This is a genomic window from Paraburkholderia sp. BR10923 (assembly GCF_040948765.1).
Classification (GTDB): Bacteria; Pseudomonadota; Gammaproteobacteria; order Burkholderiales; family Burkholderiaceae; genus Paraburkholderia; species Paraburkholderia youngii.
The window spans coordinates 1-290 of the sequence record NZ_JBFPKO010000194.1 but is presented as its reverse complement, the minus strand read 5'-3'; the positions used below and the strand labels follow the sequence as shown (position 1 = coordinate 290).

The window sequence follows — 290 nt, the reverse complement described above, 5'->3', positions numbered from 1 at the left end:
CGAGTGCGCCAATCGCGATGCGGCTTCTGCGACGGTAACCGGCCATCGCGTTCGATTCGCCGTGCCGTGCGCGAACTCATGCCCGACTTGGCAGCAGCGACTTCCTGAGTGTGATGTTTGCGCTTGCTCATATAGAGGCGGACCTGCTGGTCCGTGATTCGGCTTCCGGACATGGCTGTTCGCTTCTTCTTGAACGCGACCAGCCATCCTATGACCCCATCATCCCGGCGCCGCCGGTGGTGCGTCGTCTCCGGCGGCTACGCCGCCTTCGACTCCGCACCACCGGCCAA

At 63.8% G+C, this 290-nt stretch carries 1 protein-coding gene; it reads right to left on the bottom strand.

Annotation, left to right across the window (positions count from 1 at the left end):
- Positions 1-173 (bottom strand): helix-turn-helix domain-containing protein (locus AB3X94_RS42080; protein ID WP_368614497.1); only part of this gene is annotated, 173 nt, incomplete at its 3' end.
- Positions 174-290: the final 117 nt, after the last annotated feature.